The 26,207-nt window shown below is 36.1% G+C and carries 24 protein-coding genes; 6 read left to right on the top strand and 18 right to left on the bottom strand.

The features are described 5' to 3' along the window. Positions 1-2: 2 nt before the first annotated feature. The 4 genes from ACTJJF_RS13785 to ACTJJF_RS13770 all read right to left on the bottom strand — a co-directional run bounded on the left by ACTJJF_RS13785 (position 3) and on the right by ACTJJF_RS13770 (position 2,508). Positions 3-338 (bottom strand): hypothetical protein, encoded by a 336-nt coding sequence (locus tag ACTJJF_RS13785; protein ID WP_312297545.1) that lies wholly within the window; start codon positions 336-338, stop codon positions 3-5. 63 nt (positions 339-401) lie between these two features. Next, entirely contained in the window at positions 402-950 is a 549-nt protein-coding gene (locus ACTJJF_RS13780; RefSeq protein WP_440700012.1) for a 2OG-Fe(II) oxygenase, read from the bottom strand. 31 nt (positions 951-981) lie between these two features. After that, the gene (locus tag ACTJJF_RS13775) at positions 982-1,524 is read right to left on the bottom strand and encodes an NADAR family protein (protein ID WP_440700011.1); all 543 of its coding nucleotides are present in this window, start codon (positions 1,522-1,524) and stop codon (positions 982-984) included. A 288-nt stretch (positions 1,525-1,812) separates the two neighbouring features. Further along, on the bottom strand, positions 1,813-2,508 hold the full coding sequence (locus tag ACTJJF_RS13770; protein ID WP_312297542.1) for an NUDIX hydrolase: 696 nt from the start codon (positions 2,506-2,508) through the stop codon (positions 1,813-1,815). Between the two features lie 123 nt (positions 2,509-2,631). On the opposite strand from ACTJJF_RS13770, the gene ACTJJF_RS13765 reads away from it, so the two are divergent. Continuing rightward, the gene (locus ACTJJF_RS13765; RefSeq protein ID WP_440700010.1) at positions 2,632-3,276 is read left to right on the top strand and encodes a DUF1579 domain-containing protein; all 645 of its coding nucleotides are present in this window, start codon (positions 2,632-2,634) and stop codon (positions 3,274-3,276) included. A 43-nt stretch (positions 3,277-3,319) separates the two neighbouring features. Here the strand turns inward: ACTJJF_RS13765 and lepA are convergent, their stop codons facing one another. The 5 genes from lepA to ACTJJF_RS13740 all read right to left on the bottom strand — a co-directional run bounded on the left by lepA (position 3,320) and on the right by ACTJJF_RS13740 (position 8,091). After that, positions 3,320-5,116, bottom strand: a complete 1,797-nt coding sequence (gene lepA / locus ACTJJF_RS13760) for a translation elongation factor 4 (protein WP_312297539.1) — start codon at positions 5,114-5,116, stop codon at positions 3,320-3,322. A 211-nt stretch (positions 5,117-5,327) separates the two neighbouring features. Continuing rightward, the gene (locus tag ACTJJF_RS13755; protein ID WP_440700009.1) at positions 5,328-6,368 is read right to left on the bottom strand and encodes a hypothetical protein; all 1,041 of its coding nucleotides are present in this window, start codon (positions 6,366-6,368) and stop codon (positions 5,328-5,330) included. Positions 6,369-6,464: 96 nt separating this feature from the next. Next, complete coding sequence (locus ACTJJF_RS13750) at positions 6,465-6,977, bottom strand: hypothetical protein (protein WP_312297537.1); 513 nt, start codon at positions 6,975-6,977, stop codon at positions 6,465-6,467. A gap of 8 nt (positions 6,978-6,985) precedes the next feature. After that, entirely contained in the window at positions 6,986-7,522 is a 537-nt protein-coding gene (locus tag ACTJJF_RS13745) for a hypothetical protein (protein WP_440700008.1), read from the bottom strand. Positions 7,523-7,539: 17 nt separating this feature from the next. Then, on the bottom strand, positions 7,540-8,091 hold the full coding sequence (locus tag ACTJJF_RS13740; RefSeq protein ID WP_312297535.1) for an RNA polymerase sigma factor: 552 nt from the start codon (positions 8,089-8,091) through the stop codon (positions 7,540-7,542). Positions 8,092-8,274: 183 nt separating this feature from the next. Between ACTJJF_RS13740 and ACTJJF_RS13735 the strand changes: the two genes are divergently transcribed. The 4 genes from ACTJJF_RS13735 to ACTJJF_RS13720 all read left to right on the top strand — a co-directional run bounded on the left by ACTJJF_RS13735 (position 8,275) and on the right by ACTJJF_RS13720 (position 12,790). Further along, positions 8,275-9,027, top strand: coding sequence for a Rossmann-like and DUF2520 domain-containing protein (locus tag ACTJJF_RS13735; RefSeq protein ID WP_440700007.1), 753 nt, complete (start codon positions 8,275-8,277; stop codon positions 9,025-9,027). Continuing rightward, a complete protein-coding gene (locus tag ACTJJF_RS13730; protein ID WP_312297531.1) occupies positions 9,017-9,535 on the top strand; it encodes a KdsC family phosphatase in 519 nt (172 codons plus the stop codon). The genes ACTJJF_RS13735 and ACTJJF_RS13730 overlap by 11 nt, the downstream gene beginning before the upstream one ends. Before the next feature lie 6 nt (positions 9,536-9,541). Next, a complete protein-coding gene (locus ACTJJF_RS13725) occupies positions 9,542-10,105 on the top strand; it encodes a Maf family protein (RefSeq protein WP_440700006.1) in 564 nt (187 codons plus the stop codon). A 126-nt stretch (positions 10,106-10,231) separates the two neighbouring features. Next, positions 10,232-12,790 (top strand): tetratricopeptide repeat protein, encoded by a 2,559-nt coding sequence (locus ACTJJF_RS13720; protein ID WP_440700005.1) that lies wholly within the window; start codon positions 10,232-10,234, stop codon positions 12,788-12,790. A 64-nt stretch (positions 12,791-12,854) separates the two neighbouring features. On the opposite strand, the gene tsaB is transcribed toward ACTJJF_RS13720, so the two are convergent. From tsaB to rpiB, 7 genes are all read right to left on the bottom strand, one after another. After that, entirely contained in the window at positions 12,855-13,529 is a 675-nt protein-coding gene (gene tsaB, locus ACTJJF_RS13715; protein ID WP_440700004.1) for a tRNA (adenosine(37)-N6)-threonylcarbamoyltransferase complex dimerization subunit type 1 TsaB, read from the bottom strand. Between the two features lie 82 nt (positions 13,530-13,611). Beyond that, positions 13,612-14,361 (bottom strand): SDR family NAD(P)-dependent oxidoreductase, encoded by a 750-nt coding sequence (locus tag ACTJJF_RS13710; RefSeq protein ID WP_440700003.1) that lies wholly within the window; start codon positions 14,359-14,361, stop codon positions 13,612-13,614. Between the two features lie 21 nt (positions 14,362-14,382). After that, positions 14,383-14,754 carry a YraN family protein gene (locus ACTJJF_RS13705; protein ID WP_440700002.1) on the bottom strand — a complete coding sequence of 124 codons (372 nt, stop codon included), beginning with the start codon at positions 14,752-14,754 and terminating at the stop codon, positions 14,383-14,385. 20 nt (positions 14,755-14,774) lie between these two features. Then, complete coding sequence (locus ACTJJF_RS13700; RefSeq protein WP_440700001.1) at positions 14,775-15,704, bottom strand: S66 peptidase family protein; 930 nt, start codon at positions 15,702-15,704, stop codon at positions 14,775-14,777. Continuing rightward, a complete protein-coding gene (locus tag ACTJJF_RS13695; protein ID WP_312297523.1) occupies positions 15,701-16,387 on the bottom strand; it encodes a LysE family translocator in 687 nt (228 codons plus the stop codon). Before ACTJJF_RS13695 ends, ACTJJF_RS13700 begins: the two co-directional genes overlap by 4 nt. Before the next feature lie 248 nt (positions 16,388-16,635). Next, the gene (gene rnr, locus ACTJJF_RS13690; RefSeq protein ID WP_440700000.1) at positions 16,636-18,789 is read right to left on the bottom strand and encodes a ribonuclease R; all 2,154 of its coding nucleotides are present in this window, start codon (positions 18,787-18,789) and stop codon (positions 16,636-16,638) included. A 621-nt stretch (positions 18,790-19,410) separates the two neighbouring features. Further along, on the bottom strand, positions 19,411-19,845 hold the full coding sequence (gene rpiB, locus ACTJJF_RS13685; RefSeq protein WP_167027954.1) for a ribose 5-phosphate isomerase B: 435 nt from the start codon (positions 19,843-19,845) through the stop codon (positions 19,411-19,413). A 645-nt stretch (positions 19,846-20,490) separates the two neighbouring features. Between rpiB and ACTJJF_RS13680 the strand changes: the two genes are divergently transcribed. Then, entirely contained in the window at positions 20,491-21,681 is a 1,191-nt protein-coding gene (locus ACTJJF_RS13680; protein ID WP_440699999.1) for a phosphoglycerate kinase, read from the top strand. Between the two features lie 1,616 nt (positions 21,682-23,297). On the opposite strand, the gene ACTJJF_RS13675 is transcribed toward ACTJJF_RS13680, so the two are convergent. Beyond that, positions 23,298-24,119: a class I SAM-dependent methyltransferase gene (locus ACTJJF_RS13675; protein ID WP_440699998.1), complete on the bottom strand. Its 822-nt coding sequence runs from the start codon at positions 24,117-24,119 to the stop codon at positions 23,298-23,300. 115 nt (positions 24,120-24,234) lie between these two features. Next, positions 24,235-26,097: a tRNA uridine-5-carboxymethylaminomethyl(34) synthesis enzyme MnmG gene (gene mnmG, locus ACTJJF_RS13670; protein WP_440699997.1), complete on the bottom strand. Its 1,863-nt coding sequence runs from the start codon at positions 26,095-26,097 to the stop codon at positions 24,235-24,237. Positions 26,098-26,207 lie beyond the last annotated feature (110 nt).

Raw genomic sequence — 26,207 nt, 5'->3', positions numbered from 1 at the left:
AATTAAAGTTTTTTTCCAAATAAATATTCAAATCGTTTTCTGGTTACCTCAAGCTGAATATTCAGATTTCTGATGATTAATGATAATTCCATGTCTTTCTGAACAAATTCTTCGGGATTGAAATCCGCAAAGGTTAAGCTGTTCCTGTCTAACGGACTGATATCGATAAGACCTTCCTGCTCCCGTTCCAGCCTTTTGATTTTCAGTTCAATATCTTCAACCCTGCGCCTGTAGATCAATTCTGAATCTGCTCCGATCGTTCTGGCACGGTCTTCTCTGATCTGATCATTATTTCTTTGTAATGATTCAATAAATCTTGGTTTTAATTCATCTTCCATAAGTTTTTATTTTGTGTTATAACTACGCAAAAACAACAGAGCATGATTATATTCTTTTCATAATCAATCCTTTAAGTACATTACATCTGTTCTCAATACATACTTCAATCCGCTAACAAGGGCTTTTCCTTCGTGTCTTAAAGGATGGTAAAAGATCAGTGCCGTTCTTTTTTCTGGCCTTACGGTGAACAGGTTTTCAAATTCTGTTTCTCCTCCCTCAAAATCATCATTCAGATAGATCATAAAGGTGTAAAAGCTTTTTTCCTTTTCATTCCGGATATAGCTTCCGTCTCTGTGCATTTTAAACTGCTGTCCCGGAGCATATTTATAAACCCGGAGCATTTCATTAAAATTCAGAAGATTATAGCCTTCCTGTTCCTGAGGTAAAAATTCTGCAGCTCTTTTAAAAAGACCTTCAGCAATGCTTTCATCAAACATCATCAGTCTGTCATTATTTCTGATTCCTTTGTTCATCAGCTGTCTTCCATAAACGCTGATCTTTGCTTCTTCGAACTGCTGTTCCTCCGACCGGTTTATGTACTGATCACATTCGTCCTGGCTCAGGAAATCTTTGATCAGAAATATCTGTGGGTGTAATTCTTTCTTTTCCATGATTTCTATTTTGTGTCTGATTATTGTGTTTTTACCCTTCCAATTCATCCCGAACTTCCATCAAAGCAAATCCTAAAAGATTTTCTCCATTCCATAATAACGGGTTTTCTGCTCTGTTGTCGGTTTCCAGCATTCCAATTCCCCATATTTTATCATAAGGGCTGGTTTCCACCAAAATCTTTTTTCCTGTAGATAAAAGGAATTTCCTGATCTTTTGATTTTGAGAGAATTTTAAAATATTTCCTTGTTTTACAATCTCATATTTATGTTCATCCCAAATCTGAGCATCAAAATTTTTCACTTTCCTTCCCAGACTTTTTGCCTGATTGGGTGTTTTTGACTGCAGAATTTCCTCTGCTATTTCGCAATCATTAAATAATCTTGCTTTTCCTGCCATCATATAATGTTCTGCCGTTTTATACACAATTCCGTTTTCTTCAAATTTTGACGGATACCACTGACTGAAACAAGCCTTGGTTATCTCATCCTTTACAGTATGTCCCCAGAAAAAAAGAAATTTTAGTTTTTCTCTCTTCTGAAAACGTTCTGTGATATTTTGTAAGGTGTATTTCATTATGTGTTATTTTTACACAAATTTAAAGGAATTCAATTTTATCCTCCAAATTTATTTGTGTTAATTTTACGCTAATAAACATAACAAACTGATTATCAGAATTAAAATTTCATTTGAAATATTACACATGACAATGTTTATTATGCTTTGGCTAAAGCCGTCGGAATGTTGGGGTATAAAAAAACGGACTAAAGTCCGTTTCTATTGAATATGTTCTGTGCTATTTTTTACTGTAATTCTTTACATTATAAATTCACCAAAAAAGTTTATACTGTTTTTGCCTAAACACTATTTGATTTCAAAATAAAATCCCTGTTCTTCCAGTTCTTTGTATTTTTCCTGGTTGAAAGTAAAGAGTTTTCCGGGCCTGCCGCTGCCTTCTTTTTTAACGTTATTGGTTTCATTCAGCAATCCGTAACTCATGATCTTTTTGCGGAAATTTCTGCGGTCTATTTCCTGGCCTACAATGGTTTTATAAAGGTTTTCAAGATCAGAAAAGGGGAATTCCTCATTGAGAAGGTTGAAGCCGATCGGCTGGTATTGAATTTTGGTACGAAGCCTTTTTAACGCAATATCTATAATGTTTTTGTGATCGAAGGCTACGGCAGGAAGCCTGTTGACACTGAACCACTGGGCATCATCAGCATCTGAATCTGCAAACAGCTCATGGTAAGATGGGTTTACAAGGCCCAGATAAGCCACAGAAACCACTCTGTTTCTAGGATCACGGCCTACGTTACCAAATGTATAGAGTTGTTCCAGAAAATCAGGCTTTATGCCTGCCTCTTCATGCAGTTCTCTTTTTACAGCATCATCAAGATTTTCATCGTCCAGGACGAGGCCTCCGGGGAGTGCCCAACCGCCTTTAAAGGGTTCGATGTTTCTTTTAATTAAAAGAATCTGCAGGTCTTTTTTGTCAAAGTACCCGAAAATGACTGCATCTACCGCTACTTTGATATCCTGTAATTTTTTTGGAGACTCCATAAATTGATTTGCGTTACGAATACGCAAAGTTACAATTTATCCTCACAATAAAAAAAATTTTAAACATAATAAAAGTTTATATCTTTATGTTTATTAATATAACCAACTTAAAATTAAATAATTATGAAAAAACTACTAGTAATTATTTCTCTCCCTTTTATATTTATAGCGTGTGAGAAAGGAAAAACAACTGCTGCCAACTCTTCTGATAAAAAGGATTCTGCTGCAGCAAATAGCGAATGGAAACCTGTAGACTCAGCAACGGCCATGAAAGCCTGGATGGAATACTCAACTCCTGGAGAAATGCAAAAAATGTTGGCAAAATCTGATGGAATCTGGACAGGAGAAACCACCATGTGGATGGAGGATGGGGGCAAGCCAATGATGAGCAAATCTGAGGCTATCAATAAAATGATGTATGGCGGACGTTATCAGATCAGTAATCATAAAGGAAGCTTTATGGGAATGCCCTTTGAAGGGATGAGCATTGTAGGATATGACAATTCAAAAAAGAAATTTGTCAGTACCTGGATAGACAATATGGGAACTGGAATAATGCATGGAGAAGGAGATTGGAATCCTTCAACAAAGTCGGTTGAATTTAAAGGAAAAATGACTGATCCTTCAAGACCGGGAAAGGATTGTGATTTCAGAGAGGTTTTCACATTTATTGATGATAATACTCAAAAAATGGAAATGTACGGGGCTGATTCCAAGACAGGAAAAGAATATAAAACAATGGAAATAAATTTTACCCGTAAAAAATAAATCTTAAAAAACCGCTTCGATTGAAGCGGTTTCTGTTTTATTTTTAATCATTAAGCTTTAGTACAGCCATGAATGCAGACTGCGGTACTTCTACCCTTCCGATCTGCTTCATTTTCTTCTTACCTTCTTTCTGTTTTTCCAATAGCTTACGTTTTCTGGAAATATCCCCCCCATAACATTTTGCGGTAACGTCTTTTCTAAGGGCCTTGATTGTTTCCCTTGCGATAACTTTCGTTCCCAAAGCTGCCTGAACGGCAATATCAAACTGCTGTCTCGGGATCAGCTCACGAAGCTTCTCACACATTTTTTTACCGATATGGTAAGCATTACTGTCGTGAATCAGGGATGAAAGGGCATCTACCATATCCCCATTGATCAGGATGTCCATTTTCACAAGCTTGGAAGCTCTGAATCCGATCGGATGATAGTCAAATGATGCATATCCTTTAGAAATAGATTTCAGTCTGTCATAGAAGTCAAAAACAACTTCTGCCAATGGCATATTGAACACCAGTTCAACTCTTTCTGAAGTTAAATAACTCTGATTAACAATCTCTCCTCTCTTTTCGATACACAGCGTCATTACCGGTCCTACGAAATCAGATTTTGTAATGATAGAAGCTTTGATGAATGGTTCTTCCACTCTGTCCATAATAGACGGGTCCATCATTTCAGAAGGGTTATTGATCAGGATCGGAACTTCCGGTTCTTTTTTGGAATAACCAAAGTAAGATACGTTCGGTACCGTGGTGATCACATTCATATTGAATTCTCTGTCAAGACGTTCCTGAACGATTTCCATGTGAAGCATTCCCAGGAATCCGCAACGGAACCCGAAACCAAGAGCTGCTGAACTTTCCGGTTCAAAAACCAGGGAAGCATCGTTCAGTCTTAATTTTTCAAGCGAGAATCTAAGTTCTTCAAAATCCTCAGAATCAATTGGATAAATCCCTGCAAATACCATTGGTTTTACTTCTTCAAAACCATCAATTGGTGCTGCAGCCGGTTTATCAAAAGAAGTAATTGTATCTCCTACTTTTACTTCACGGGCATCTTTAATCCCCGAAACCAGATATCCTACATCTCCACAATGAATGGTTTTTTTCGGTACCTGCTTAAGTTTCAGCGTACCTACTTCATCAGCACCATATTCTTTTCCTGTTGCAAAGAATTTAATCTTTTCATTCTTTGTAATGCTTCCGTTTACTACTTTAAAGTAAGCTTCAATACCTCTGAAAGGGTTGTAAACAGAATCGAAGATCAATGCCTGAAGTGGCCCTTCAGGATCTCCTACCGGTGCAGGAATTCTTTCTACGATCTGCTCCAGCAGGTTATGAACTCCCTCTCCTGTTTTACCTGAAACTCTTAATACATCTTCATATTCGCATCCGATAAGGTTCATGATCTCATCGGTTACTTCTTCAGGGTTGGCAGACGGAAGGTCAATTTTATTCAGAATCGGAATGATCGTCAAATCATTTTCCAATGCCAGATACAGGTTACTGATAGTCTGTGCCTGAATACTCTGAGCTGCATCTACAATAAGTAGGGCTCCTTCACAGGCTGCAATGGAACGTGATACTTCATAAGAAAAGTCTACGTGTCCCGGTGTATCGATCAGGTTTAAAATATATTTTTCGCCTTTATACTCATAATCCATCTGGATAGCGTGAGATTTAATAGTAATCCCGCGTTCTTTCTCCAAATCCATATCATCAAGCGTCTGAGACTGTAATTCTCTTTGGGTAACGGTATTGGTATACTCCAGAAGACGGTCTGCTAGGGTACTTTTACCATGGTCGATATGAGCGATTATGCAAAAATTTCGTATGTTTTTCATTTAAGAATCTTGTAATTTGCAAAGATAAAAAAAAGAGAGAGATTATTGTCTTTCATTATCTTATTGTATCAATTTATTTAAATTTTCATCAGAGAGGTCATATTCTTCAGTAAGTGGATGAATGTAGATTTCTTTTACCGTACCATTACTGAAAACTTCTGTTGCTACAGCATCTACTCATTCATGATCATTTTATAGTTGAGCTTTAATACTATTTCTCAAAAATATAAGCTCCGGTAAGAGAATCTAAATAAACATTAGATTCCATCGTAGATCTGAATCCTATACCGTTTATCGCTCCGGCATTGTTGTTTGATGAAGAATCAATAGCTGCTCCTATCAAAGCTCCAACCAATCCTCCGGCTGCCGCTCCTATCAATACTCCACCGGTTTTTGCCTCAGCAAAAAGATTCGTTCTGGAGGAATAGATAAAAAATCCCCGGTTATCTTTCTGTATTTCATCAAAGCCAACAGGGGTCAGTTTATAAGCTTTTCCGTTTTCTACATAACAGTACATTTTAGAAAGGGAAACTTGCTGGCCCTGATGGATCAGCTGGGTCACTTTTCCTTTTTTATTCTTTTTAATAAAATAATCAAAGCTTGGTTGCTGGTTCCGAAAACTTTGAAAATCAGTATACACTCCGTCTTTAAGAACCTGATTATTAAATGCTTTATACCCTTCTTTGTTCAGATACTCATTATATCTGTTAATTTCACTTTCAGGAATAAAATAATTCGATGCGATATAAGGGTAATAAGAGGCTTTTATAAACTGCGTCAAGAGGTCAGAAATTTTTTCTGCCAGAAAGGTTGAAGGATGGGCTGTAGTTTTCGGATTACAAACAATCACATTATCATATCTTCCAATCAGATAATACCTGTCATTACGATTAATAAAACCTGAAAGCTTAATTTTGGCTTTTGCATAAGGAAAACTACGGTTATCATCCTGTTCATCATAGACCTTAAGCTCTTCCAACATCATCACAATATCATTAGCTCCACCTCCTTTATGATCTTCTAAAAACCGGGTTTCTATAAGTCCTTTAAGATTATCATCAGCAAATTTCAGTTCAATGGTTTCGTGGTTATCAGAGATGACCCCTATATTTTTATCAGGTCTGTTATCAATAAAGGTAAGCGATCTTGTGAGTCCTTTTTTGTCTCTGAGGTTCTCTTTAAGTTTGATTATTTCAGTCTTTTGAGCAGCCAGTAAGGAAGAAAGCAAAAAACAGAAAAATAATTTTTTCATGAATTAATTTTTCGCAAAAGTATGAATTTAGCATAAAATCAAACGGCTCTCACAAAAAGATCTGTGAGAGCCGTCCAACATTAAAAAAATAAACTATTATGGGTTTTGTTTAGGTCCCTGAGCATTATTATGATTTCCGTGAGGTTTTCTTTCATTCATTTTATCTCTCATCATTCCTTCAGACTGAAACAGCTTCAGAACTTTCTGGCAGGGAATCACCTGTTGCATTTTATCTGCATATTTTTTTCTGTTATCCAATAGCTTCTGCCCTACTTCAAAACTCTGTTGCAACTTGGCTTTTGCTTCATCATCAGAAAGGGTTTCAGGATCAAAGCTTGGATCAAACTGACTTTTGATCTGCTTCTGGCTGTCCAGATATTCGTTATAGAGTTGCGTAAACTCAGCTTTATCACCCGGATCTACATTCAGGTTATCCATAATCATATTGTTCCTGAATTTTTTCAGCAGCTCTTTTCTTTCTTCGGGAGAAAGATTATTGATGACTTCCTTTCTTTGTTTAGGATCCATCTTTTTCCAGTCATAATCAGTCCTTTGGGCATTTAAGCCAAAACCATAAATAATCAAAAATGCTAATAATATCTTTTTCATCTTCTTACTTAGTTGTATAAATCCAAATAAACGTCCTGAGTTGAGTTACTTGCTAATTCTGCGATTTCAGAATTAGAAAATGAATCCAAATATTCATTCATCCGGGTTTCTTCTTTTTTTGAAGCAGCTTTCACCGGTTGGGGTGTTTCTGCTGTTTTTTCATTTACATTTTCGCTTTTATAGGCGTAGGTTGTATTATTTTTCTGATTTTCAATTGTTTGATTATTATTTTCAACAGAAGTTAAATCAGATTGTAAAGTTTCATAGGCGAGTTCACTTTCTGTTTTTGGTTCTCCTTTGGCATACACTCCTTTTGGATTCATTGTTTCGTCAATAGAATCACTACCGGAATTGAAAACGTAAGTTGCTCCAAAGATCAACGCCACTGATGCTGCCGCTGCATACATCCAGTTCAGCTTAAAGACAGGTGCTTTTTTACTTGTCTTTATATCATTCATAACGTTCTCCTGAATATTTTCAAACAAACGGTCAGGTACTGTGTAAATGTTTTTACGCTCTAGTTTTTCTATGTCGAACTCTTTCATCTTTGTTTTATCAAAAATTATCTTTCGTAATTTTCTTTAATATAATCTTCAATTTTTTGTTTGGCATAATGATAATTGGTCTTTAACGTTCCTACGGACATATCTACGATTTTGGATATCTCTTCGTAAGGTAAATCATCATAATACCGCATCATAAATACCAGTTTCTGCTTTTCTGGCAGGCTTTGTATGGCGTTCTGCAGCAGAATCTGAATTTCTTCCGCATCTCCTTCCGTATTATCAGCCACAAGATTCTGCATATGATACTCAGGATCTTCATCAGTCTTCTGCATTTTCTTCAATTTGTTGACCTGCTGTAAAGCTTCGTTAGTAGCAATTCTGTACAGCCAGGTATACAGCTGGCTATCATTTTTGAACTGATGAAAATTCTGATAAGCTTTAATAAAAGTTTCCTGCAAAGTATCCTGGGCAAGATCTCCGTCTACAATAATTCTTCTTATATGCCAGTACAATCTGCTCTGATAGGCATCCATCAAGGCCCGGACACCTTTATCCTGGGTCCGTGGATTCTGCATCAACGAAATAATTTCCGCGTCCTTAATCTTCATAAGATGCCTTTCATTGTTTTGGATTACAAAAATAGCTGAAAGTTAAATTAATTTTCCAATTTTCAATCTAAATATTCAAAATAATATGAGACAGTTACGCAATAAACGTGCCTGGATTGGAGTTGCAGGCTGTTGTCCCGTTATTCCCTTCCCGGATCGGCTTAAAAATCTTATATTTGTTAGATGCAAATTGTAATCATCGGTTCCGGAAATGTTGCCTATCATATGGCAAAAGCTTTCACACAGAAAGGCATTTCCATTGCCCAGATTTTTGGCAGGAACAAAAAAGAACTGAGTAAAATTTCAGAAGAATTAAATATAGCTTACTCCACCGGATCGCTGAAAGATGCAGACCTATATCTCATCTGTGTAAGTGATAATGCCGTGGAAGATGTTTCGAAAATCATCACAGAGAAAGATTGCCTTGTTGCTCATACTTCAGGCTCTCTGCCAAAAGAAATTTTATCAGGTTCATACAGGAAAGCGAGCTTCTACCCTTTGCAGACCTTTTCAAGATCCAAAGAACTTGAGTATGAAAAGATTCCGTTTTTCATTGAAGCTGAAAATGAGGCTGACAAAGAAATACTTTTTGGTCTTGCTTCCCAGGTATCTCAAAATGTCATGGAAAGCAATCATGAAAAGAGAAAATATATTCATCTGACGGCAGTTTTCGCTTGTAATTTTGTGAATCATCTTTTCTCAAGGGCTAAAGAAATTTCAGATTCCCAGGAGATCCCGTTTCACTATTTTTTGCCGCTGATTGATGAGACCGTTCAGAAAATTCATGAAATTGAACCTAAGAAAGCCCAGACCGGACCTGCTGTAAGAAATGACCTGAGGGTACTGGAATTGCATGAGCAGTTAATAAAAGACGAAGAAAGTCTTGAAATTTATAAAACAATGAATCATTCTATTCAGAAAATGTATGAGCTATAAAGAGAAATTAAAAGATATTAAGGCATTTGTATTTGATGTAGATGGTGTTTTTACAGACGGAAGTGTTTATCTTCTTCCGGGCGGAAATATGTGCAGGGTTATGAATGTGCTTGACGGCTATGCAGTAGTTAAAGCTTTAAAAAACAATTATTTAATAGGAGTAATCACCGGTGGAAATGATGAGATGGTAAAACACAGAATCAACTACCTTGGTATTCAGGATTATTACCCGAAATCTCATAATAAAATTGAGGATTTTGAGGATTTTAAAAAGAAGCACAATCTTAAAAATGAAGAAATTCTGACGATGGGTGATGATCTTCCGGATATTCATATCCTGGAACGTTCAGCGATTGCTGCGTGCCCTGAAAATGCTGTTCCTGAAGTAAAAGGGATTTCCCATTATATTTCTCCTAAAAAAGGGGGAAGCGGTGCTGTACGTGACGTTATTGAACAAGTGATGAAAGTGCAGGGGAACTGGCATGATGATAATACCCAATCTGTATAATTTACTATGAAATTACTTTTAGCATCACAATCTCCGAGAAGAAAAGAACTGCTTACTAACCTTGGTTTTGACTTTGAAGTGGTAAAAATAGACTGTGAGGAGATTCTTCCGGAACATATCAAAATAGAAGAGGCAGCAGCTTATTTATCTGAACTGAAAGCTGATGCCTTCAGAAGCCTTGTTTCAGATGAAGTTTTACTGACGGCTGATACAGTGGTTGCCGTTGATCATCAGATCCTTGGAAAGCCGAGAGATAAAGAAGATGCCTTCAGCATGCTTCAGAGCCTCTCGGGAAGAACGCATCAGGTTTATACAGGAATTACCATCAAGACTGCTGATAAAATCTTTACAGAAACAGATGTGGCAGATGTGACCCTCGCTCCTCTCTCCGATGAGGAAATACAGTATTATATTCAAAACTTTAAGCCTTACGATAAAGCAGGAAGTTACGGTATCCAGGAATGGCTGGGAATGGCCAAAATTACGGATATGAAGGGAAGTTACTATACCATCATGGGCCTTCCTACCCATCTTGTTTATAAAATTCTGAAGGAAATCTCTGTGATTTAAAAAATGATAGAGCTTCCTGATGTTTATAAAGAAGAAATAAATATTATTCATTATAAAATTTTATTATTTTTACAAAATGATCAAACTGCTGATAATAAAAAGCAGATTAGCGAGTTATATTGAATAATGAAAAAGAATATATTATTCCTTTTAGTAATATGCCTTGTTGCTTCCTGTGCTACCAAAACCAAAAAGCCGGAGCAGCGATCAAAGCTATTGAAAGGATTTTCCACATATTATAATACGCTTTTTAATGCCAAAGATGCATTAAACAGTGAGTTTACGGCCCGGGATAAAGGACATAAAGACAATTTTTATGCTCCTTATATTCCTATTCTTACGTATGAAGAGCAGCCATTAGGAAGTGACCTGGGGCAGACCGAAGCTTTTGCCGAAAATTCTATGAAAATGGCAGAAGTGGCCAACCAACCTGCCGGAAGAGGTAATTCCGGGATCCCCAATATGCAGGGCGGTCCGGGCAATAATCCGGAAAATCCGAACGGACAGTCTAAAGGAGCCACAACCCTGGAAATTGCAGAAGCAAAAGCTCTGAAAGCAATTAATAAATATTCTGTAACCAGAAACGGTGAAGAAAAGAACAAACAGATTTTTGATGCCTATATGATCCTTGTTCAATCAAGAATTTACCGTGGAAAACCTTTGGAAGCACTGGATGCACTCAATTATGTTTTCACCCACATGAAAGATGATAAAAGGATCGCTCTGGCAAGAATATACCAGGGACTGGCTTATGACAAAGTGAAAGATTATCACAGAGCACACGAAACATTTGCCAAACTGAAAGGGGAGAAGATTGATAAAACCTACGCTAAACTGCTGAGTATTTATTATGCCGAATCTCTTTTGGATGCAGGAAAAAAGGAAGATGCCGCTAAAGAACTTGATATCGCTTATGACCTGAACAGCAACAGAAAACTGAAGAGCAGAATTGCTTACCTGAGGGGACAGGTGCTGGAAAATCTGGGCCAGAATGATAAAGCAAGGGAAAGCTATACGGCAGCATACAAATATTCCAACGATTTTGAGTTTGAAGTAAAATCCCAGATCGCCATTGCCAAGACATTCAATGGTAAAGGAGATTATAACGGGGCCAAAAACTATCTGGAAGGTATCAGCAAGAAAGGTACATACGGCTCAAGAAAGAATGAATTTTATTATGCCCTTGGCTTAATGGCCAATAAGGCAGGAAAAAAAGACGAAGCACAGCAGTTCTTCAGAAAATCCCTGTTTGAAAAGGTTTCTGACCCGCAGATCCGTGGCCTTGCCTACTACGAAATAGGAAAGAGTTATCTTGAAAGGAATGACTACATCGGGGCAGGAAGTTATTATGATTCCGCTCTTGCAGTAATGACCTATGAACCTTCAAAGATTTTGCTGAAAGATCAGTCCGCATACATCAAAAAGATCTCTAAAAATTACTATCTGATCAAAAAGAATGACAGTATTCTTTCACTGGCAAAGATGGATACCAACCAGAGAACAGAGTTTTTCTCGAAATATATTGCGAAACTAAAAGCAAAAGAAGAGAAAGAAGAACAGGAGAGAAGACGTGCAGAAAGAAGTAAAGGCTTTGATACCGGCGACTACAGTGCCAATTCCATTTTTGCCAATAATTCCAATTCATTTGAAGATTTTGGGGTAACTACAAAAGGTTTTTATTTCAGCAATACCGGAACGGTAAGCAAAGGAACCTCTTCATTTAAGCAGATCTGGGGTGACAGGGCACTTGCCGACAACTGGCGTTATTCAAAAAAAATGGCAACGATAGAAGATATGAAGAATGAAGCTTTAGGGGTGACTTCTGCACCTAATCCGAGACGCTTTGAGCCTACTTATTACATAGAACAGATCCCGACAGATCAGGGAAAACTGAGTCAGTTGAAGAAGGACAGGGATACGGCTTCGTTAGGACTTGGAATCATGTATCAGAATTACTTTACGAATACACCGTTGGCTACAAAAACTTTGTATGACCTCATCGACGTGAAACCGGAAGAAAAAGTAATGCTTCAGGCTTTATATGAGATCTTTGCCATGAATTATGAGAAAAATCCGCAAGCCTCCGAAAGAGCCAAACAAATACTTCTGACAGATTATCCTTATACTTCTTATGCTGAATTTGCCAGAAACCCTAAAAATAAATCGTTTGTAAAATCAACAGAAGAGGTTGAAAACGAATACAAAAGAGCATATGCTTTATTTGAATCTGAGAAGTTTATGGAAAGTAAGAATGTCATTGATCAGACGATTCAGAAATTCCCGAAAGATGCTCTGGTTCCCAAGCTGTATCTTTTAAATGCTTTTAATTCCGGAAAATCGAGTGGGAAAGAAGTAATGATATTGCAGCTTGAACAGATCGCCCTGAATTATTCTAAGACTCCGGAAGGAGTAAAAGCAAAGGAAATGCTGAACTATCTGAAAAGTGATCTCAGCTTCCAGGCTACGGATAACAAAGGAAATGTTGTTCCCCAACAACCTTCAGCACCCGCACAGCCTGCCAATTCTCAAGACGAAGGAAATATAGGCATAGGTTCTATGAAGAGAAATGCAGCGACACCGAACAAACAGTTGGAGACTGCTATACCTGAGCAAAACACTCAGCAACAGCAGCAAAAAATGAAAAAAAATGCTGTCGATAAAAAGTCAGTGCAAAATGCTCAATAAAAAGATAAAAAAAGCGAAGACTGAGTCTTCGCTTTTTTATGCTTATACGGATCATATCAGAATCCTATGATTTATTTTTCTTTACCCCATGGAAATCTTTGAGATAAAAAGGTTCAAAATAAGCCGTATCTTCAAATTCTTTCTTTTCTATTTTTTCCAATGTCTTTTTGATCAGATATTGTGCCGAAGGGTAGACATCATCTTTAAAAACGGCATCCGGAAGCTGTAAAATATCTTTTGCTTTCTTAGCCCCGTCTCCCACAAAAATGATTTTTTTATCCCTGAATTCTTCAAAAGAAGCCTCATCTAAAATCTTGGCCTCAGTTCCGGATAGTTCTTCGCCCGTATTACCGTCATAAACGGCCGTATAAACCTCCATTCTCCTTGCATCGATCAAAGGTACTATCAAATCATAGTTGCTGCCTAAAAAAGGCTCTATCATGCTTTCAAGAGAATTGACAGCAATGAACGGAACGTTAAGCCCATAGCAGAACCCTTTTGCAGAGGCTGCACCGATTCTTAAACCCGTGTAGGATCCAGGTCCTTTTCCCAAAGAAACAGCTTCAATATCCTTAAGTGATATTCCCGCTCCTTCCAATGCCCATTCTACATAGGTATGAAGACTTTCAGACTGCTTATAATTTTCAGAAACTTCTTCACAAAGGCACAGCAGTTTTTCATTGTCTGACACTGCTACCGAGCAGTTTTTGGAAGAGGTTTCAAGATATAGAATTTTCATTTTTTTATTTTAGCTAAACTGTGAGATTACGAAAACGCAAAATCACTAAAATTTACTACAAATTTAAACCTTTATTTTGAGACTATTTTTTATGAATTGTTCTCGGTTCCGACTGGGCGCTTGGATAAATGGTCATATCAGAAACCGTAACATGTTTCGGGGCATTGATGCAATAGACGATCGCATCTGCAATGTCTTCCGCTTTCAACGGTTCATACCCGGCATATACATTTGATGCTCTTTCAGTGTCTCCTTTGAACCTTACCATAGAAAAATCAGTCTCTACAGCTCCCGGCTGGATGTTGGTCACTTTGATTCCGAATTCGGTAAGCTCCAGCCGCATTCCCTCCGAAATCACGTCTACTGCTTTTTTAGTGGCACAATATACCACCCCATTAGCATAGGTCTGTCTTGCTGCCACAGAACTGATATTGATTATATGACCTGAATTTTTAGTTTTCATGCCCGGAATAATTTCTTTAGAAACATAAAGAAGTCCTTTTACATTACCGTCTATCATAGAATCCCAGTCATTGGTTTTACCCTCAGAAAGAGGATCCAGCCCATGAGCATTCCCGGCATTATTGATCAGAACGTCAATATCTTTCCAGTCTTCAGGCAGAGATCTGATAGCAGTTTCCACTTCATCAAGATTTCTTACATCAAATTTCAAACTAAATATTTCGGTGTATTCTGAAAGTTCAGATTTTACAGCTTCAAGTACTTCATTTCTTCTTCCGCAGATGATGATTCTGTTCCCTTGTTTAGCCAGAAGTTCTGCAGTGGATTTTCCAATTCCGGACGTTGCTCCGGTGATCAATATTGTCTTCATAAATTTTTTTTTATTGCAGGATCAGTTGGCATCCCATGCCTGAAAAGCATCGGGTATGTGCTCAATAATCAGTTTTCTTTTTTCATCAGAAAGAACGGTAATGATGTCAAATCTTACTTCATTTTCTTTATTAAATTCTTCCATATAATGATTGGCTGCTGATACAAGAGATCTGATTTTAGTTTTGGTAACGGCTTCCTGAGGCAGCATAAAAGCGTCCGTAGATCTTGCCTTTACTTCAACAATGACTATCAGATTCTCTTTCTCTGCTATGATATCAATTTCCGCCTTCTGAAAACGGAAGTTCCTTATCAAAATTTTATAGCCGTTCCTCTGAAGATGATCAGCGGCCAGATCTTCTGCTATTTTTCCAAAATCGTTGTGATCAGCCATATCTGTTTAATGAGATTGTTTTAGAACTCTATCTTTACTTTAGATTCTGACTTTAGCTTAATTTTTCCACCAATGATAAGGGGCCTGTTGTCTTTTATATGTCCATTCGGAAAACCGAATACTACAGGAAATTTATATTTTGAAATTCTTTCTGAAATCAGTTTATAGGCAAATTCGTCAAAGCTGGCTTCATAGTCTTTATTGTCTTTTTCATCGCCCATATTGGTCATTCCTCCTACAATAAGTCCTTTGATCTTATTGAAAACGCCTGCAAGTTCAAGGCTCATGATCATACGGTCCAGCGCATAGAAGTTTTCTCCGATATCTTCGATGAATAAAATTTTATCTTTAAAATCAAAAGAATACCTGGTTCCCAGAAGGGCATAAATAAGGGCTAAATTACCTCCTACAAGTTCTCCTTCAATATTCCCTTTTTTATTTAATTCATGAGATTTTAAGCTGTATTGGGGAGTTTTTCCTTTCAAAATATCAAAGATCAGGTCATAGCTTTCATCTGTAACCCCAAAGCTGGATGTTTTGATGGTCTGACCATGAATGGAAGCAAAGCCTTTTTTCAACAGATAACTTTGTATCACGGTATTATCGGAATATCCTATATACCACTTCGGGTTTTCTGTAAACCCTTTCAGTTTCAGATGCTGAATCAGATGCTGGCATCCATAGCCACCTCTGGAAGCCCATATGGCTCCGATTTCTTTATCATTTAAAGCCCAGTTGATATCTTTTATTCTTTCCTTTTCTGTTCCGGCATAATTATACCCGTTTGAAAATTTAGTGTAAAGGTGCTCTCCTAAAACAGGTTTAAATCCTTTACTTTTAATTAATGCTATTCCCTTTTCAAGTTGAGCGGTATCTACAGCTCCTGCAGGAGAAATAACAGCTATTTTCGCCCCTTTTTTCAGAGGCTTCGGAAAGATCATTTTTTTCATTTTGTTTTTTGGTATTTAACTTCTTTTTTCTCGGCTTCCTCCAATTGTTTTTCAAATTGATTGAACTTCTTAAAGCTCTGAAGGAAGATGAAGAAACTGAAAATAATAAGTATCACCCCTACCACTCTTCTGATCTGGTTGGCCAGCTTCTGGGTAAGTTTATCGTGGAATTGTTTGGCAAGGAAAATTTTGGCAAGATCAATACAAAGGTAAGTACCGATCACAATGCTTATGTATAAAATAAAACTGCTGGTGTCCGGATATTGATTCCTTACGGAAATTACCGTTACCAGCCAGAAAAGGATAACTCCTACATTTAAAAGATTAAAGAAAAAACCATTAAAAAAGGTTTTAATATAATTTTGGCTTATGATCTTTTCTTCACCGGGCATATGCATTTTGGTCTTGGTGACCAGCATTACAATTCCGTAAATAAAAATAAGGATTGAGGTGATCCTGTAGAATCCCGGGTGCTTATCTATCAAAGTAACAATATCTGCACTGGCATAATAAGCTGCCACAATACACAGCAAATCCGCAGTAATAACTCCCAGATCCAATGATAAGGCATGCCTTGGCCCTCTGGAAAAACTGGTTTCAATCAACAGGAAAAATATAGGTCCTATAAAAACCAGACTCAACATGAATCCTAAAATGATGGCAGATAGTACTAGTTCAAGCATTAAGTGGTATTTTAAAATGGAAAAAAATTCCATTCCGTTTCATACAAAGTTATACTTTATGATTTAATTATTCAATAAAGATGTGATATATCAAGTTTATTTTACTTTCTGTTGGGGATGAATTTTTAGAAAGGAAGCCCGAAGAAAGGAAGAGGGAAGTGGCTGAAAATATGAAAGGAATAAAAAACAAAAGAGATTGTTCCGTTTTGGAACAACCTCTTCACATTGTTATATTTTGATCGCTGCTATTATTCAACTATCTTGAAGTCCAATTGTTTCTGAATCAGATTGGCTTTCACCACCTTAATCTGAACCTGATCCCCCAGCTGATATTTGTTTCCGTGTCTGATTCCATATACAGCATGTGTTTTTGCATCAAACATGTATGAATCGTCTACAAGATCTCTCAATTTGATCAGTCCTTCAGCTCCGTTTTCAGGAATTTCTACCCAGAACCCGAATTCGGCAACTCCGGAAATTACTCCGGTGAAAGTCTCACCAAGGTGTTTTTCCATAAATTTCACCTGCATATATTTGATAGAGTCTCTTTCTGCATCAGCAGCCAGCCTTTCCATGGCACTGCAGTGTTTCGCTTTTTCTTCCAATTCCTGCTTGCTTGGAGATTTCCCGCCATCCAGATAATGCTGCAGAAGACGGTGTGCAAGTAGATCCGGGTAACGACGGATAGGAGAGGTAAAGTGACTGTAATACTCAAATCCTAAACCGTAGTGACCAATCGGCTCTGTAGAATATACAGCTTTGCTCATACTTCTCATCGCCAGTGTTTCAATCATATTTTCTTCTCCTTTTCCTTTCACATCATGAAGAAGTTTATTCAGAGACTCTGCTACTTTTTTGGTATTCGCCAGGTTCATTTTGTATCCGAAAGTGGCCACAAAATCTCTCAGCGATTCAAGCTTTGCAGGATCCGGATCGTCGTGAACCCTGTAGATAAAAGTATTATTGGTAATCTCACCTTTTCTGGATAAGGATACATATTCGGAAACTTTCTTATTGGCTAGAAGCATGAATTCTTCGATCAGGTGATTGGAATCTTTACTTATTTTAAAGTAAACTCCGATCGGTTCATTATTTTCATCAAGATTGAACCTTACTTCACTTCTGTCAAAGGTGATCGCTCCTTTTCTGATACGATCATTACGCATGATCTTCGCCAGCCTGTCAAGAACATTGATTTCTTCAGCCAGATCTCCTTTACCTGTTTCAATACGCTCCTGAGCTTCTTCATAGGTAAATCTTCTGTCTGAATGAATCACCGTTCTTCCGAACCACTGTTTCTGAATTTCGGACTGATCATTCAGTTCAAAAACCGCTGAAAATGTATATTTATCCTCATTTGGGCGAAGGGAACACACATCGTTACTCAATACTTCAGGCAGCATCGGAACTACTCTGTCTACCAGGTACACTGAAGTTGCTCTCTGATATGCTTCATCATCCAGAATCGTTCCCGGAACTACATAATGAGATACATCGGCAATATGAACTCCGATTTCCCAGTGTCCATTCTCTAATTTTCTAATAGATAGGGCATCATCGAAATCTTTTGCGTCTTTAGGGTCAATGGTAAATGTGCAGATATTACGCATATCCCAACGTTTTGCCACTTCTTCATCTGTAATGCTTCTGTCTATTTTGTCTGCATCCAGTTCCACTTCCTGTGGAAACTCATAAGGAAGACCATATTCTGCCAGGATAGAGTGGATCTCAGTCTCATGTTCTCCCGGTGCACCCAACACCTGAGTAATTTCTCCTTCAGGATTTTTGTCACCCGGTTTCCATTCGGTCATTTTTACAATAACCTTATCTCCATCTTCGGCGTTATTGAATTTATTCTTTGGAATAAAAATATCAGTATTGATTGATTTTTTATCACAGACTACAAACCCGAAATCTTTGTGGGCAACCTTCTGAAAAGTTCCTACAAACTCGGTTCTTGTTCTTTCTAAAACTTCTAAAACGGAGCCTTCAAGTTTCTTTCCTTTATAATGATAAGTTATAATAAGAACCTTATCTCCCTGCAAAGCATCCTTCACATTTTTGGAGTGAATGAAGATATCATCTTCCATTCCTTCAACATTAACGTAAGCATTTCCGCTTTGATTGAAATCTATAATTCCGGTCAGTGTTCCTGCAATTTTCAGATTCACTATATATTTTCCTCTTTCCACTTCCTTGATCTTTTCTGATCCCTGAAGTTTGTGCAGTGCCTGAATCACAAGTTCTCTCTGTCTCGGATTTTTATAATCTATTCCATCGGCGATCTGTTTATAATTATAGATCTTTGATGCATTGGCATTCATGAAACGTAGGATCAGTCTGCCGATCTCCATCAGTTTCAAATCATTTTTATGACTTATATATTTTCTTTTTTTTGGCATTTTAATTTTCTTTTAAATTCGTTTTAGCTTCTTTCCAAATTCAGAAGCACCTCTTTTTATCAGTGTCATATCTAATATATAAATATGATCTTGTTTTTTTAAATCTATCAATTTTCTTTCCAATCTTTTTATAATTTTTTTGAAAGCAGCTTTCTGTTTTAATATATTATTCTTTATAAAAACGGATCTTATATACTTTCATAATACCACATCATCAACTCATTTTTCATTGGGTGAAAAAGTAAAAATACTCCATATTTTCAAACTCACCACTATATAAAATAATATAGTTTTTCCGGAAGCAGAAATTGTATTGTATAATAGTTAATTCAACTTTATATTTTCAATATCTGGAAGCTTTTAGTTTTAATATTTTTTTGACAGCAGTTTAATTTTAATTTTTAGTTTTTATTTTTAGTTTAACACAAAACTATAATTTTAGTTTTAAAGGGTAATATAAGTATGAGGAAAATTATGGGAAACCTTTGCTATGTTATCTTTAAAAAAGAATGAAGGCTCAGTATGGAAATAATAGAGTGGTAAATTCTATCTCTGGTGATGCAAATGTACGAATAAAAAATAAATAAGGTCTGCAATTTAAAATTACAGACCTCAGTATATTTAGCAAACTGCGATTTTATCAACCCGGTTTTGATGTCTTCCTCCTTCGAATTCTGTTGAAAGAAATTTGTCAACAATTTCTATTGCCAGTTCCTTTGAGATAAACCTTGCCGGCATGGAAATCATATTCGCATCATTATGCTGTCTTGCCAATGTTGCAATCTCGGGCATCCAGCAAAGTGCACATCTGATTTTCTGATGTTTGTTTGCTGTGATCTGGACTCCGTTTCCGCTTCCGCAGATCAAAATTCCAAGCTCATTTTCTCCGTTTTCCACAGAGGTAGCAGCAGGGTGTACAAAATCCGGATAATCCACACTGTTTGTGGAAAACGTGCCAAAATCCTGAACTTCAAACTGTTCTGAAAGGTAGTTTTTAACAATCTCCTTATATTCATAGCCTGCATGGTCCGCTGCGATAGCAATTTTTCTTTTCATAATACTCTTATTAAGCTTTTTTAGATTTTATTTCCTTACAAAGGTAAGAATAATAACAATTCGTGTTAGTAAACCGGGAGTTAATTGTGAAAAGGTATGTTAATAAGTGTGGAAAACTTTTACCAACTTTCTATTTTTAAAGATCAATTTATTTCGTAATAGAAAATCTTTCTGAAAGTTTTCACCACAACTTTCCAGATGTTTTCATCCGCTATCCCCAGAATTTTCCATAGAAAAATAACTAATAATGGTTTTCCTTCAAAGTTATCAACAATTGTGAATAAGTGTGTGAAATAGCAGGTTTACAGAGATTTATATTGTGAGTTAAATATGAATTCGCTACCAGTTGAGTATGATCAACTTTACGCTAAAAACTTATCCCCGTTACTAACAATACATAACAACAACTACATTATTTTTTTTTAAGAAGAGAAAAGAATTGTTGATTAATGGGTGATTGGGTTCGGGGAAAGTTTTTGAAAACTTTTATTTCAATCAAACTGTTGAAAAAGTTTAAAACCTTACATTTGTGAAACAGAAATTCGATGAAATTTATGGAATTCCCTCTGCCGGAATTTGCTGAAAAGCATAACGGGACTAATGGAGGGTTGCCTGAGATCTCAAAAAAAATAATCTAAATATAAAATGAAAACAATTAACGACTTCAATTTTAAAGATAAGAAAGCTCTTGTAAGAGTTGACTTCAATGTTCCACAGGATGACCAGCTGAAAGTGAGTGATAATACCAGAATCGTTGCGGTGAAACCAACCGTTGAAAAAATCCTTAAGGATGGCGGATCTGTTATTTTAATGACCCATCTTGGAAGACCAAAGGGAGAAGTTAAGGATGAGTTTTCTCTTAAGCATATTGTAGAAGAGGTTTCCAGCGTTCTTGGCCAGGAAGTAAAATTTGTAGACGAGTGTATTGGTGCAAAAGCAGAACAAGCTGCCGCTGATCTTAAGCCTGGAGAAATTTTATTATTAGAGAATGTGCGTTTCCATAATGAAGAAGAAAAAGGGGATGAAGGATTCGCTGAGCAGCTTTCGAAATTAGGGGATGCTTATGTAAATGATGCTTTCGGAACTGCACACAGAGCTCACGCTTCAACAGCTGTTATCGCTAAATATTTTCCGTCAACTAAATACTTCGGTTTACTGATGGCTAAAGAACTTCAGGCGATTGATAAGGTATTGAAAAGTGGAGAAAGACCGGTTACTGCAATTCTTGGAGGATCTAAAGTTTCAACTAAAATTACGATTATAGAAAATATTCTTCCGGCAGTAGACAATCTGATCATCGGTGGAGGTATGGCATTTACATTTATTAAGGCTCTTGGTGGTAAAGTTGGAAATTCTTTGGTAGAAGAAGATAAACTTCCTCTTGCGCTTGAGATCTTAGGAAAAGCAAAAGAACATAAAGTAAAAGTATATTTACCGTCTGATGCTATCATTGCTGAAAGTTTCAGTAATGATGTAGAAAGAAAAGAAGCAGATATCTATGCTATTCCTGAAGGATGGATGGGATTGGATGCCGGGCATAAATCAAGAGACCAGTTCAATGATGTATTGCTTAACTCAAGAACTATTCTTTGGAACGGCCCGATTGGTGTTTTTGAAATGTCGCATTTTGCTGGTGGAACCGTAGCTCTTGGTGAAAGTATTGCTGAAGCAACAAGATTAGGTGCTTTCTCTTTAGTAGGAGGTGGTGACAGTGTTGCATTCGTTAAGCAATTCGGATATGCCGATAAAGTAAGTTATGTATCTACAGGTGGAGGAGCAATGCTTGAAAGTTTAGAAGGACTTGAACTTCCTGGTGTAGCTGCTATCAACAATTAAAAAAGAATTTAATTCGATATTTATGGGCCTGCTAATATTATTAGCAGGCTTTTTTATGCTTTGATTTTATTCAGAAAATCCAGTATTGATCGTGTTTTTCTAATTATTTAGATATAACCTGAGGTTATAGGTTTAATTAGTCTGTTCATTTTGTGAAGCTTATATTTTTTTAAGATTCTACAATGTTAAGTTCCGATTATTTTTCAATATTTTTCTTCAGAATTGAATTGTTTTTCTATCGAATTTTTATAATTATGAGCTATTAAAATTTGCTTGGAAATTATGTTTTTTTGGAAGGAGGAGAGGCTTTTTTAAAGAATTTACAGTTGTATTTTTTGGCTTGTTATCTTTAAATGATAAAGTCTCATATTTGCGAAAATTAGAAATATTGAATAAGAATAAATTTTTTATGGGTTACTTTTTCAAAAAAAGAAAAACAGAAACAGGTGTTAATTTTTAGAATATGTTTAAGGTAACCTTGATATTTGGATTGAGTTTTATTTTAGTCTTGTTTTATTGATGATATAATTCTTATATCAATATAGAAATTGTGAACTGCTAAGATTTGTTTGCTGTAATTTTGGTTCTTCTTTTAGAATGTTAGTTTCAATTTTCTTATGTATAAATTAGCCTTGTAAAGATCTTATTTTGAGCTAATAAGCTATTATATTATTGGATTTTTTTTAATCAATTTTAGTTTATAATTGTATGTTCTCAACAACTTATTATTTTTTTGTTTTATAGTGTTACATTGTCTTTGTAAATTATTGATATTTAAATTTTTAACTATTTATTGAAGTTAAAATTTATAATTCTTCCTGTGAATTTCTTTTGAAAATGTTTACTTAAATTTCTCCGGAGACCATTTATTTTAATTTTTCACAACCGATGTTTAAAAGAAAAAATCAAATTTTAATTTTTTATCCTCTTTATGATCGAAATCCTTATGATTGATTTTGAAATTTTATTTTTCCGTTTTTTAAATTTTTCTCCTGGATTTAAGTTGGGCTTAAATTTTATTTGTAGCCATTCTAATTTTTAATGTAAGTCTGAAATTCTTTTCTGAAATTTTTTTTCAGTGAATAGAGTAGGGGAGATTTTGTATTAGTATTGAAAAATTATTTAATAATTCCAATTGCCTAAATCCTGAGTATATTTTAGAATTTAAGTAAAGATCACTAAAAATATGCCTTTATAAATAGACTAAAAATTCATTTTCTTAAAATTTATGAATGTTTATATGTAAAACAAAAATAAGACCTGAAATGATGTGTTTCTGAGGTTATTTAGAGTTAAGCTTACACTTTTTTGTATTTTTTACCGAATTTTATAAAAATTCCTCCTATCAATAAAGTCATCCCAATTTTAAATTCTGTACTGGCTATTGATCAGAATTCAATTTTTTAGAGTGTCATGTGAAGATGGAGTAGGGGAGTTGGTCTAATTCTAAATTTTAGAATTTTTGTTTTTGTTTTAAAATTTTTTAGGACAGATAATTTTTGATAATTGCAAACGTATACCAAAAACAAAAACTCAGAAGAATTTTCCTGAGTTTTAGAAATTTTGCTCTGAAATGTCAGAAAACGGCCTTCAGAAACACGTTAAAAATCGATTTTCTATCTTTTCTCGATAATATATATCAAACTTGAGAATTCGTTCGAAAAAAGGGCTTTTATGTTCGAAATTGTTCCGTAGATGGTCGCTTTTAACCAAAATAGTGGCGATTTTTTATATTTTTCGCTCAGCATTGAGATGTAGTAAGAGTCAAGGACCAGCGGTTTGATTTTTCTCATCTTCCAGTCTGGTTTTTTAGAAATCAGATTTTCCATTCCATTTTTTGAAAAATGGTAGATGTGTCTGGGTACATCATAGGCTGCCCAATATTCTTTATAATGTTTCGCATCATATGAAGTAGGGTTGGGAACCGCAATGATAAGAAGAGCTTTATCTTTTAATTTTGTATGAAAGATATTCAGCATTTCATCCTGATTCTCTACATGTTCAAATACATGCCACAAAGTAATTGCATCTAAACTTCTGTCTTCAATTTTTTGTATATCGTCCAAAATCTCTGCTTTTGTAATTTTACCCTGAGCTGCTTTTCTTGCGTCGGCATCAGGTTCAAAACCGAAAGTTTCAAAATCGTTCTCTATAAACTTTACAAATTCTCCGGCACCGCATCCGTAATCTAATACTCTGGATCCTTTTTTGATTCTGTCTACCAGAATATTTTTTTTGTACTGCAGATTAAAGGACTGAAGAAATTTGTATAACTTTTCTTTCAGGCTTCCGGAATCCTGGTGGTGGGAAATATAATCTTCACTTTCATAGTATCTGGAAATATTGGATGGGATAGGGGAGGTTTTGTATACTCCCTTGGTTTCTGTTTCTTTAATTTCAAATATTTCCTGTGAAAGAAAATGATCTTTTATTTTCATGAAGTCGAAATCTGTTATATTTAAAAAATTAAGATATCTATAAGTTTTGAGAAGCTCATAAATACCTTAATTTTCGCTTTATTATTTAAAATGTTTCACGTGAAACATTTTTCTTTTAACGGCCTAAATAGACTAGTAAAACGTTTATATCAGCCGGGGAAACTCCGCTTATCCTTCCTGCCTGTGCTATAGTCTTCGGACGTACATTAGACATTTTCTGTTTTGCTTCTGCGGAAAGGCTTGAAAGCTTTGTGTAATCAAAATCTTCCGGAATTTTAATATTTTCCAGACGGTTGAGTTTGGCTACGTTTTCTTTTTCCTTCTCTATATATCCTTTGTATTTAATATTGATCTCGGCCTGCTCTCTTACTTCATCATTGTATTGAGAAGAAACTTCTTTAATGAAGTCTATTTCATCAAGCTTTTCCAGTGTCATATTAGGTCTGGTAAGAATTTGTGCAGCTCTGTATGCCTGATCTACCGGACTGCTTTCAATAGTTTTAAGAATAGGATTGATAACACCCGGTTTTAAAGAAGTTTCACGAAGGAAGTCTTCAAGTGTTTGACTTTCAGATACTTTTGCTTCAACTCTTCTTAATCTGTCTTCTTTTGCAAGTCCTAACTGATATGCTTTTTCAGTCAACCTGATATCAGCATTGTCCTGTCTTAGAAGAAGTCTGTATTCTGCACGTGAAGTAAACATTCTATAAGGTTCTTCTGTTCCTTTTGTGATAAGATCATCAATCAAAACCCCGATATATGCTTCATCTCTGTTAAGGATGAAATCGCCTTTTTCGTGAACTTTGTTGTGAGCATTAATCCCGGCAATCAGACCCTGGCCTGCAGCTTCTTCATATCCTGTAGTTCCGTTGATCTGTCCTGCGAAATATAAATTATCAATTAACTTGGTTTCTAAGGTATGCTTCAATTGGGTAGGAGGGAAGTAATCATATTCAATAGCATATCCTGGTCTGAAAACTTTTACATTTTCAAATCCTGGAATATGTTTCATTGCTTTGATCTGTACATCTTCCGGAAGAGAAGAACTGAATCCGTTGACATAGATCTCCACAGTTTTCCATCCTTCCGGTTCTACGAAAAGCTGATGTCTGTTTCTTTCTGCAAAACGGTTGATCTTATCTTCAATACTTGGGCAGTATCTTGGGCCTAAACTTTGAATAGTTCCATTGAACATTGGACTTCTGTCAAAACCTTCTCTTAAAATATCATGTACTGTTTCGTTGGTATAAACAATATGACAGCTTAATTGTTTAGTTAATTTCGGAGTATCAAGATAGCTGAACTTTTGAGGATTTTCATCTCCTTTTTGTTCTTCCATTTTTGAATAATCAAGACTTCTTCCGTCCACTCTCGGTGGAGTACCGGTTTTCATTCTTCCGGCTTCAAAGCCTAAACTTACCAATTGTTCTGTGATACCAAATGCTCTTGGTTCACCCATTCTTCCACCACCTAATTGTTTGTCTCCAACGTGAATTAATCCGTTAAGGAAAGTTCCGTTTGTAAGAACTACAGATTTTGCTTTAATCTCAATTCCTAAAGAAGTAACCACTCCGGCTACTTTATTATTTTCAACAATCAGTTGTTTTACCATATCCTGAAAGAAATCAAGATTGGGAGTATTTTCTAATGCTAATCTCCATTCTTCGGCGAAAAGCATTCTGTCATTTTGGGTTCTAGGGGACCACATGGCGGGACCTTTTGAAAGATTCAGCATCTTGAATTGGATAGCAGATTTGTCTGCTACAATTCCGGAATATCCTCCCATTGCATCAATCTCTCTTACGATCTGTCCTTTTGCGATTCCACCCATTGCGGGGTTGCAACTCATCTGTCCGATGGTCTGCATATTCATTGTGATGAGTAGTGTTTTTGAACCCAGGTTGGCTGCTGCAGCTGCAGCTTCACAACCTGCGTGTCCGGCACCTACTACGATCACATCATATATTTCTGAAATCATTTTTATCTCGCTTGTTTTAAGCTTTAAACCTTATCTTTATAACCAATGTTTCACGTGAAACATTTTTGAAGAATGGACTCTAAGTAAACCTATATTATTACTAGAATTGA

This window comes from Chryseobacterium sp. 22458, assembly GCF_052044975.1.
Classification (GTDB): Bacteria; Bacteroidota; Bacteroidia; order Flavobacteriales; family Weeksellaceae; genus Chryseobacterium.
Note: the sequence above shows the minus strand (reverse complement) of the source record. Positions and strands in the feature narration are given on the sequence as shown.